General features: G+C 49.9%; 8 protein-coding genes, 1 tRNA gene and 1 pseudogene. 8 read left to right on the plus strand and 2 right to left on the minus strand.

The genetic code is table 11. From position 1 onward, the window contains the following. The 5 genes and pseudogenes from nusA to H6F50_RS06080 form a co-directional block, all read left to right on the plus strand. A pseudogene (nusA, locus tag H6F50_RS06060) lies at positions 1 to 752 on the plus strand (transcription termination/antitermination protein NusA); the annotation flags it as partial. Between the two features lie 49 nt (positions 753 to 801). Beyond that, the gene (locus H6F50_RS06065) at positions 802 to 1,146 is read left to right on the plus strand and encodes a YlxR family protein (RefSeq protein ID WP_190427456.1); all 345 of its coding nucleotides are present in this window, start codon (positions 802 to 804) and stop codon (positions 1,144 to 1,146) included. Positions 1,147 to 1,421: 275 nt separating this feature from the next. Further along, positions 1,422 to 4,484 (plus strand): translation initiation factor IF-2, encoded by a 3,063-nt coding sequence (gene infB, locus H6F50_RS06070; RefSeq protein ID WP_190427459.1) that lies wholly within the window; start codon positions 1,422 to 1,424, stop codon positions 4,482 to 4,484. A 112-nt stretch (positions 4,485 to 4,596) separates the two neighbouring features. Continuing rightward, entirely contained in the window at positions 4,597 to 5,262 is a 666-nt protein-coding gene (locus tag H6F50_RS06075) for a low-complexity tail membrane protein (protein WP_190427462.1), read from the plus strand. Positions 5,263 to 5,599: 337 nt separating this feature from the next. Then, positions 5,600 to 5,806 carry a hypothetical protein gene (locus H6F50_RS06080; RefSeq protein ID WP_190413336.1) on the plus strand — a complete coding sequence of 69 codons (207 nt, stop codon included), beginning with the start codon at positions 5,600 to 5,602 and terminating at the stop codon, positions 5,804 to 5,806. A 50-nt stretch (positions 5,807 to 5,856) separates the two neighbouring features. Here H6F50_RS06080 and H6F50_RS06085 read toward each other — a convergent pair whose 3' ends face one another. After that, positions 5,857 to 6,411 (minus strand): alpha/beta hydrolase, encoded by a 555-nt coding sequence (locus H6F50_RS06085; RefSeq protein ID WP_190413334.1) that lies wholly within the window; start codon positions 6,409 to 6,411, stop codon positions 5,857 to 5,859. Positions 6,412 to 6,581: 170 nt separating this feature from the next. On the opposite strand from H6F50_RS06085, the gene H6F50_RS06090 reads away from it, so the two are divergent. The 3 genes from H6F50_RS06090 to H6F50_RS06100 all read left to right on the plus strand — a co-directional run bounded on the left by H6F50_RS06090 (position 6,582) and on the right by H6F50_RS06100 (position 8,663). Continuing rightward, positions 6,582 to 6,728, plus strand: a complete 147-nt coding sequence (locus H6F50_RS06090) for a hypothetical protein (protein ID WP_190427467.1) — start codon at positions 6,582 to 6,584, stop codon at positions 6,726 to 6,728. An 87-nt stretch (positions 6,729 to 6,815) separates the two neighbouring features. Further along, complete coding sequence (locus H6F50_RS06095) at positions 6,816 to 8,474, plus strand: DUF1565 domain-containing protein (RefSeq protein ID WP_190427472.1); 1,659 nt, start codon at positions 6,816 to 6,818, stop codon at positions 8,472 to 8,474. 117 nt (positions 8,475 to 8,591) lie between these two features. Next, positions 8,592 to 8,663: transfer RNA gene (locus H6F50_RS06100), tRNA-Gly, on the plus strand. 254 nt (positions 8,664 to 8,917) lie between these two features. On the opposite strand, the gene cobS is transcribed toward H6F50_RS06100, so the two are convergent. Beyond that, the coding region (cobS, locus tag H6F50_RS06105) for an adenosylcobinamide-GDP ribazoletransferase (RefSeq protein ID WP_190427475.1) at positions 8,918 to 9,531 on the minus strand (614 nt) is incomplete at its 5' end.

The following is a 9,531-nucleotide window of genomic DNA, read 5'->3' on the forward strand; positions in this document are numbered from 1 at the left end:
AGCTACCCAACGATAATTACCGTGCCAATGCAACCTTCAAGGTATTTCTCAAAAAAGTACGCGAAGGCCCAGCGCGGGGGCCACAATTGCTAGTGTCTAGAGCTGCCGCAGGTTTAGTCGTTTATCTCTTTGCCAACGAAGTCCCAGAGATTGAGGATGAAGTGGTGCGGATTGTGGCAGTGGCGCGGGAAGCAAATCCTCCGTCTCGTCACGTTGGCCCGCGGACTAAAATCGCGGTCGATACCCTGGAGCGCGATGTAGACCCAGTGGGAGCTTGTATTGGTGCTAGAGGATCGCGGATTCAAGTGGTAGTGAATGAATTACGCGGCGAAAAAATTGATGTAATTCGTTGGTCGCCCGACCCATCTACTTATATTTCCAATGCTCTGTCGCCCGCACGAGTGGATGAGGTACGTCTGATTAACCCAGATGCTCGTCAGGCGCATGTTTTGGTAGCGGAGGATCAATTAAGTTTGGCGATTGGTAAAGAAGGCCAGAATGTCCGTCTAGCAGCCCGTCTGACTGGTTGGAAAATTGATATTAAAGATATTGCCAAGTACGATTACGAAGCGGAATCTCGGAATATGGCAGCGATCGCAGCCGCTCGGCAAGCCCAAGAAGAAGCTGAATATGACGAAGCCGACGATGAACTCGAAGAGCTGGAAAGACCGGCAGCAGTTTCTAGCTGGCAGCAGAACAGTGACGATTTTGATGATGTAGATGTAGATGAGGTGGAAACCACGGAAGTTTAGATTTGAGATTAAATCTTCAATCCAAAATCTAAACTCCCCATTGCTTGAGATGGAACCAAACTACCGCCGTTGTGTGAGTTGCCGCCAAGTCGCGCCAAAATCCGCGTTTTGGCGAATTGTCAGAGTCTATCCGTCCCAGCAGTTACAATTAGATCGGGGGATGGGGCGATCTGCCTATCTTTGTCCCCAAGAAAGTTGTCTGGTAGCAGCTCAAAAAAAAAATAGGCTGGGCAGAGTGCTCAAAGTACCTGTTCCAGAAGCACTGTACCAAACCCTGTGGCAGCGCCTAGCTACTAAACTTGAAGGCTGCGATCGCTCCTTGTCAAGAAGCGAATCCAGCCCTCAAGAACGTTGCCTCCCATCCGCATCAGACCTAAAACAGCCGTCCGAATGAGATATTGTAGGAAAGAAGCCCAAAAAAAGCGACGTGCCCCAAATTGTAAAGATTTGTGCAAAATTAGAAATAGAAGTGTTTCACTATCCTTAGGGATAGGGAATTTACTTGGTGATAAACAGACTTCCCATAAGTAGCTTGGATATCATTAGTAGAAGTATAGGCAGCAAGTTAAAGCTTCACACCCATTAGGCAGTAAGCAAATGATCAACAAGTTGTCGTTCAAGCAGATGGTTATGGTGTAAAAACTGGTAGGATTCGAGGGGAAAGACTGGATGAACAACGGCAAAGTAAGAATTTACGAGTTATCGCGGGAATTGGATTTGGAGAATAAGGATATTCTAGGAATTTGTGAGCGGCTCAATATTGCAGTCAAGAGCCACAGCAGCACAATAACTGAATCGGAGGCGGAGAGTATTCGCTCGGCGGCAGAAAAACAGGCAGCAGCCCGACCAGCTTCACGTGCGCGGGCTCCAATGGATCAACGTAAAACAGCACCGCCAGCCGCTCAATCGGTGCGACCCCGGCTAGAAAACAAGCCGCAAATTCTGGAGATTCGTCAGCATAAATCTGGGTCTGGTTCTAACGCACCACAACAGCCGGGAGAACAGGTCGCGATTCCTCCCCAACCACCAGTAAGACAGCAGACGCCATCACCCATGAAGCCGACAAGTCTGAATAAACCAGTGCGTCCTAGCCAGCGGGATAATCCTCCTGTAGTAGAAGTAGTAGAAGCAGAAAAACTACAGGTAGACCCAGTAGAGGCTCCTCCTATTCCAGCTCCGAAAGCTGTTGAACCACCTCCCCATCTGGTTGAACCTCCCATGCGACAAGCAGGGGAGCGTCCTGCGCCAAGTAATGTGGAGCGGCCTGTATTAAAACGTGCCAAGGTAGAAACAGCTACTAGCTCGCCTGTCAGCGCACCCCAAAGAGTAGGACCAGCGAGCGGGGCACCCGAAAGAACTAACGCCTCGGCTCCTCCTGCCCCCGTCAGAACGGAGCGACCTGCCCCCCCGGCTCCACCCCGAGTTCCAGAACTGCACTCGCCTCCCCAAAGGCCGGTGCGACCTTCCATGCCTGTTGGTAGACGCCCAGGCGGTGCTGGTGACACGCAACTAGAACCTGGTTCCAGTCGCTCGAAGCTACTACGGGACGAAAATGATGAAGGTTTGGGAACGCCCGATACTCTGGGAGAAGAGGCAAGAAAACCGAATCCCCCCCGTCTCGTTGGTCCCAATAAGCGAAAACCTGAGTGGGAAGATGAGGAAGAAGAAAACCCAGATAAAGCAGGCAAGGCAGGTGCTAAAGCCAAGCGTCGGGTTCAACCCCTCATTGATGACGACGAAGACTTTGACACGGATTTAGAGGAATTGCCAGCAGCATTACAGGTGAGTCTATCTGTAGCTCGTCCTCCCAAGCAGCAGAAAGCTCGTCCAGCCAGCCCAGTCGTGGTGGCAGCGGAAAGAGAGAAGCGGAAGCCTCAAATGCAGCGCGGCGAAGGGCAAAGCAACGATCGCGATCGCCGTCGCGAACCTGCTGCTAAAGCAGAACGTCCGGAAAATCTGGTGTTAACGGGCAGTATGACCGTTCAAGAACTTGCTACGGCCTTAGCAGTTCAGGAAACAGAGATTATCAAAACTCTGTTCTTTAAAGGCTTTGCGATCAATATCACCCAAACCCTAGATATCCCAACCATCACAATGGTGGCGAAAGAACTGGGCGTAGAAGTGGAGACGCAAGAAGAACAAGCTGCGGCGACAAAAGTAACGGAGATGGTGACAGAGGAAGACCTCGATCACCTGCAACGCCGTCCGCCAGTAGTGACCATTATGGGTCACGTAGACCACGGGAAAACAACTCTGCTCGATTCCATCCGCAAAACCAAGGTAGCGCAGGGAGAAGCTGGGGGAATTACTCAGCACATCGGTGCCTACCATGTGGATGTGGAATATGAAGGAAAAACTCAGCAAGTTGTGTTCCTAGACACCCCCGGTCACGAAGCCTTTACAGCAATGCGGGCGAGGGGAACGCGAGTCACCGACATCGCTATTCTGGTGGTTGCTGCCGATGATGGTGTCCAACCCCAGACAATTGAAGCAATCAGCCACGCGAAAGCTGCTGAGGTGCCAATTGTTGTGGCGATCAACAAAGTTGATAAACCGGATGCCCAGCAAGACCGTGTGAAGCAAGAGTTGACCCAGTACGGTCTGCAACCCGAAGAATGGGGCGGCGATACCATCATGGTTCCCGTGAGCGCCATCAAAGGGGAAAACTTGGATACCCTGCTGGAAATGATTTTGATCCAGGCCGAAGTTTTAGAACTCTCTGCAAACCCAGACCGCGCAGCTAAGGGTACGGTAATTGAAGCCAATCTAGATAAGTCGAGAGGCCCAGTTGCTACCTTGCTGGTGCAAAATGGTACGTTGCGAGTTGGTGATGTCCTGGTAGTTGGCTCAGTATTGGGCAAAGTCCGGGCGATGATCGACGACCGGGGAGATCGGGTAACGGCAGCGGCACCATCGTTCGCGGTGGAAGTGTTGGGCTTGAGCGATGTCCCAGCGGCTGGCGATGAGTTTGAGGTCTATCCAAACGAAAAAGAAGGTCGCGCGATCGCAAGTGTCAGAGCAGACGAGCAACGCCAGTCACGCCTGCAACAGGTCATGGCATCCCGCCGAGTCACTTTGAATACCCTCTCAGCTCAAGCGCAGGAAGGCGATCTCAAAGAACTCAACTTGATTCTGAAGGCAGACGTTCAAGGTTCCGTAGAAGCTCTTCTGGGCGCGCTCGGACAGCTGCCACAAAATGAGGTACAAGTTCGGGTGCTGTTAGCCGCTCCTGGAGAAGTCACCGAGACAGACGTTGACTTAGCGGCTGCCAGTGGCGCTGTAATTGTTGGATTTAATACCACCCTTGCCAGTGGTGCGCGGCAAGCAGCGGATCAAGCAGGAGTCGATGTGCGCGAATACAACATCATCTACAAACTGTTAGATGATATTCAAGGCGCAATGGAAGGTCTGCTAGAACCGGAGCAGGTGGAAGAGCCTCTGGGTCAAGTCGAAGTCCGGGCTGTCTTCCCAGTCGGTCGTGGCTCCGTCGCTGGTTGCTATGTGCTGTCGGGTAAAGTGGTTCGTAACTGCCGAGTGCGGGTGCGCCGCAACAGTCAGATAGTTCATGATGGCGTCTTAGATTCCCTCAAGCGGATGAAGGAAGATGCCAAGGAAGTCAATGCTGGATACGAATGCGGCATCGGAGTCGATCGTTTCAATGCCTGGGTAGAAGGCGACATTATCGAAGCCTACCAAATGGTAAGCAAGCGCCGTACTCTCTCGCCAAATTAAGGCAAAAGTCAAAAGGCAAAAGTCAAAAGAAAGAAAAAAGGAAATAATCTCCTTTGCCTTTCTTCTGACTTTTGCCTTTTATTTTGCTTTTTGCCTTTTTACTACTTGTAATATGCGCTCTTTTTGGTTGGAACCGTTCTTGTGGATTCATCTTGCTGGTCTGGCGACAGTTCCCATTTGGTTGGAACTATGCTGGCTGGGTTTGGCAGTTGGCGATCCCGTGTTGCCGGTGTCGTTGGAACTTTTTTTGGTTGCAACTGTAGGTATTGCACCCATACTGTGGATGCAGTTGAGCCGTCCTTTTAACATTTTTAGCATCCTGGCAGTGGCCTTGAAGCCAAGCCAACTGACGCTTAACCAGCGACGCCTGTTGTCACAGTTAAAGTCACCTACAAACCAATTTGTAGCCGTTCTAGCAGCTGGTTTCATGCTGTGGGTATTGTGGCTAATCTATCAGGCAGCACCCCTAGCGGCAACTGTTACACCGCTTCCCCCGGAGTGGCGGTTCGCTGGACTGCTAGTAGCGGCACTGGCATTTCTGGCAAGCAATTTGTTCTTGCAGATACCACTGAGCGTGGCGCGAGTCCTTTTGACTAATGAAGCAGCATTTTCTGCTACGCAACCCTGTTCAGCAGAAAAAATTCCGCAACAATTTACAATTCCGGGCCTACAGGTCAATCAAATCTTACCTTCGGAAATTTCCGAGACATCTGCGATATCACCCAACTCTGTAGAACCAATAAATGCAGGAATAGAAGCCCCAGCGTCCTCCGACTAATCTAAAAAAGAGATTTTTCTTCAAGGTTCTTGGTTTTTCAGCACATGGGTGTCTATGTAGAAAAGCTTTCAGCAACTGGCGTAACTCAAAAAGTTTTGGCTGGTTGACTAGCGAGATGTTACTGACAGCACAAATCCCCCCAACCTAACTGCGTTATCCTAAGAATAGACATAGAAATTTGTTAAATAGTCATCAGCGGGCAGTCAATTTTAAAGATTAGATTTAGAGATTAGATTTTAGAGTGGGTTGTAAATTCACAATCTAAAATCAAAATCTAAAATAGAATTGCTGAAGGCTGATAGCTGAAAACTCCTTGTTCCCTTAATTTAAGGTGCATATGATCAGGTTTCCTGCTTCATCAACCAGCCAATTCTCCGGCAATACCAAAATCTGGGAAAGCCTCAAGCAAGCGATCGCATCCAGTTCTGGGTTTCAGCGCTGGGAGATAGAACACCCGTTGGATAACGACCGCCTTCAGGAGTTCAACCTTGATTATCGGGTTCGCCGGTATCTGCGCGAAACCCTAGAAACTCTTGCTTATTAGTCATAAGTCATTCGTTCGGTAGCCAAGAACGAATGACTTATGACCCATCACTACTGACCAATTCTGATTAAATCACCTAGATTGGGCAAGCCCTGTCCCAGTCGCTTGAGTTTGCCAAAAACCTCAGCAAGGCGATCGCCCTCCACATGAACTTCTGAGGTTGGGTAATTTTCTAAAATTTCAATCAAGGTAATCTGATTGTCTGGAAGCGCTGAACTCATCACAGCTCCTCGCAAAGACTGAATGTTTGCGCCATTTCCGGGAGTATGAACCACGTCACTGACTTGACCCAAGACTAATTCCCCAATCTGGTTATTGAGTACCCGATCTAAAATGAGGGCATTCACCTTAACTTCTTGCGTTAGGGTTTTTCGCAAATCCTCAGGTTTTCTTCCTGCCATAGCCAAATAAGCACGTAGCGCTGGCGAAAGTTCACCCGTTTCAGCAAAAGTTGTGAGTTCGGGAACAGATACCGATTCCCTTAGAAAGCGGTACTTCAGCACGACTGTGTTGGCAGCATCCGCACGAGAGGGGCTAAACAAAATACCCGTAGCGGCGGCTAAAGAGAACACGAAAGGTAGCGATCGCAGCAGTAGAGAGCGCATAAGGAACCTGAAAACAGCTTAGAGAAAGCACAGTTGTGCTATCTCTACTTTGACGATACTGGATGCCGATGGGTTGCATCCTCCTGCTCAAGTAACAACTGCTTTTGAATCATCCCTCTCGCCTGGATTAGCCTAAGCCAACGCTCTTAAATTTATAAAACCTCAGCCCTATGAGCATTTCAGGGTTTACATCGCCTGAATTTTCTTTGCAGGGGCAAGTTGCCATGTTGGGAACTGATAATATTCGCAACTTGTCATCAAACGTAATTGTGAATATTAATATTAGCGACGCAAGTGCATACACCAAGTATGTATAGCTTCCAGCGTAAAAAAATATCCCAATTGGTGAGTCTCTAAGTTACTAAATCGTACAGTTAATAATGCACATCAAAAGCATCAAACGTATGACACCCCAGGGTTTTCCCGATCGTTTCTCCCATTCTTCTAGCATCCGTTTCGCCAAACGTTTCGCTGGTGTCGTACCCGTCCGGGCGTCCCTGCTAAGCGCTTTGTTACTTTGGTCTGGCGGGGTCATGGCACTTCCTGCGGCTGCCCTTACCCCGCCATCAACGCAGATAGCTCAACTTCCTGCAAGCGCGAACGTTGTCTACGTCAACCAATCCACGGGCAACGATACTGCCAGTGCTGGCACCAGTGAAAACACACCCTATCGCACTATCACTTATGCCCTCCAGCAAGCCAGTTCTGGCACAGTCGTACAATTAGCTCCAGGTTCCTACACGGCTGACACGGGTGAAGTTTTCCCCCTCCTTGTTAAACAGGGTGTCATTCTGCGCGGCGACGAGCAAAGCAAAGGGCAGATCGTAGCGATTATTGGCGGAGGCGGCTATGTTAGTCCTACCTTTTCCGGTCAGAACATTGCCATGCGGGCAGAGAAAGACAGTGAAGTCAGAGGATTGACCATCACTAACCCGAATCGTCGGGGAACTGGACTGTGGATTGAATCTACCAATGCAACAGTCAGCAACAACACCTTTTCGAGCAACGACCGGGAAGGAGTTTTCGTCACCGGGACAGCTACCCCCAAAATTGAAAGCAATATCTTTACCAGAAATAAGGGGAATGGCATTTCAGTCGCTAAGACAGCGCAAGGAGAAGTCCGCAACAATCTGTTTCAAGAGACGGGGAATGGGATTGTCCTAACTGAGACGGCATCGCCTTTGCTCGCAGACAACCGCATTGTCCAAAACGTTGATGGAATCGTCGCCTCCAACTCCGCTGCCCCAGTCCTGCGTAACAACATTATTGAGGCAAACACGCGGTATGGAGTCGTAGCAAGCGGAGATGCCCAGCCCAATTTAGGGACTCAAGAGAATCCTGGGCAAAATCGGATTCGCAACAATGTTCGTTTCGATGTTGCCAACCTAACGCGCACGAATACTATCATCGCGGTCGGCAACGATATTGATTCTAAGAAGATTTCCGGGCGCGTGGATTTTGTGGCGACGTCGATACCTAGCGGTGGTTTTGCCGATGTTCAAGGGAACTGGGCGCAAGCCTATATCGAAGCTTTAGTTGCTAAAGATGTAATTGCTGGTTTCCCTGATGGGACTTTCCGCCCCAACGAACCTGTCACCCGCGCTCAGTTTGCCGCGATTATCAACAAGGCTTTTTCACCAGCACAGATACAGCCTGGGATTAATTTTGTCGATGTCAAAACTAATTATTGGGCTTATCAAGCGATTCAAAGCGCTTACCGGGGAGGCTTTTTGTCTGGGTATCCGGGTCAAGTTTTTAGAGCCGAACAGCGCATTCCCAGAGTGCAGGTTTTAGTTTCTTTAGCGAGTGGTTTGAAGTTGCGCTCTGAGGATACAAATGTGCTGTCTGTTTACAATGATGCCACCCAGATTCCTAGCTGGGCCAGCACAGCGATCGCTGGCGCAACTCAGAAACAGCTGGTGGTCAACTATCCCACACTGGCTCAGCTCAATCCTAGTCGTGATGCCACCCGTGCTGAAGTCGCCGCTTTTGTCTACCAGGCGCTGGTGAATGCCGGTCGTGCTGAGGCGATTTCTTCACCTTATCTAGTCAAGGCTCCATAATCGCGACTCAACGTTAAGATGTATCGCGCCAGTTTTCCAATTACTGGATGCTGGCGCTCGATCGGTCGTATAATAAAAGTTAACCATCAGTAGACTGCTGATCGTTAACCTCAAAATGCGGGTATAGTTCAGTGGTAGAACGTCACCTTCCCAAGGTGAATGTCGTCGGTTCGAGTCCGATTACCCGCTTTTCTAGACAGTGACTCATTAAATGTCATCGTTGATAGATGAATGTCGCTTTGACAATTAGGGATGTCGTTAAGGCTAAATCATCCAATTTGCCGAAATGATTCGCAGTGGCTTGGGCAGTTGAGGCAGTGGCAGGCATTTTTACAAGGCGACTTGGAATATCGAAAAAAACCTCAATTGGGATTCAAGTTTTCTGACGCCGTTGGCTGAAATTGGAATTTCTATGTAAGGCTTGGCAACTTGCGACAGAGAACTTAGCCCGAAAAGTGAGAGTAGAGGCTAGCGATCGCGCACAATAACAAAGCTTCTGTCCACTCTACAACTGCCCCGTAGGTATCGCCGGTATGACCGCCTAGCTGGCGGTGAAACCAGACTCCTGTTAAAAACGCGATCGCGCATCCTGCGGCGGCTGTTCCCACCGCTGCGGGCCACCGAGTCGGCGATAGGACGATCTGTAATCCCATCAGGGCAAATAGCACCAGCAATCCCAGCAGGATGTCTTGAGGCGTCCGAATGGATTCTTTATGGAAGGCACCTTTACCCTCCGCTTTGAGGTAAGGATAGCAAGCGATCGCTACTACTTGTCCCCAGCGCCCCCATCCAGCCGCTACCATTAGCGCCGACCACCGATAAGATTCTAAATCACTCAGAGCAGATGTTTTTAATAACAGCAGCGCGATCGCTGCCATCGCCCCAAACGCACCCGTGACGCTATCTGCCATCACCTTTAAACGCCGCTGCCGTTCGCGTAGCTTGTCCGAAGAAAAATCCTGCACTGCCAGTCCATCTGCTGTATCCATAGCCCCATCCAGATGCAGACCCCCGGTGAGGGCAATCCAAGCAACAACGACCATTGCAGAGCGAGTCA

The sequence above is a fragment of the Coleofasciculus sp. FACHB-712 genome (genome assembly GCF_014695635.1).
In the GTDB taxonomy this organism is placed as follows: Bacteria; Cyanobacteriota; Cyanobacteriia; order Cyanobacteriales; family FACHB-T130; genus FACHB-T130.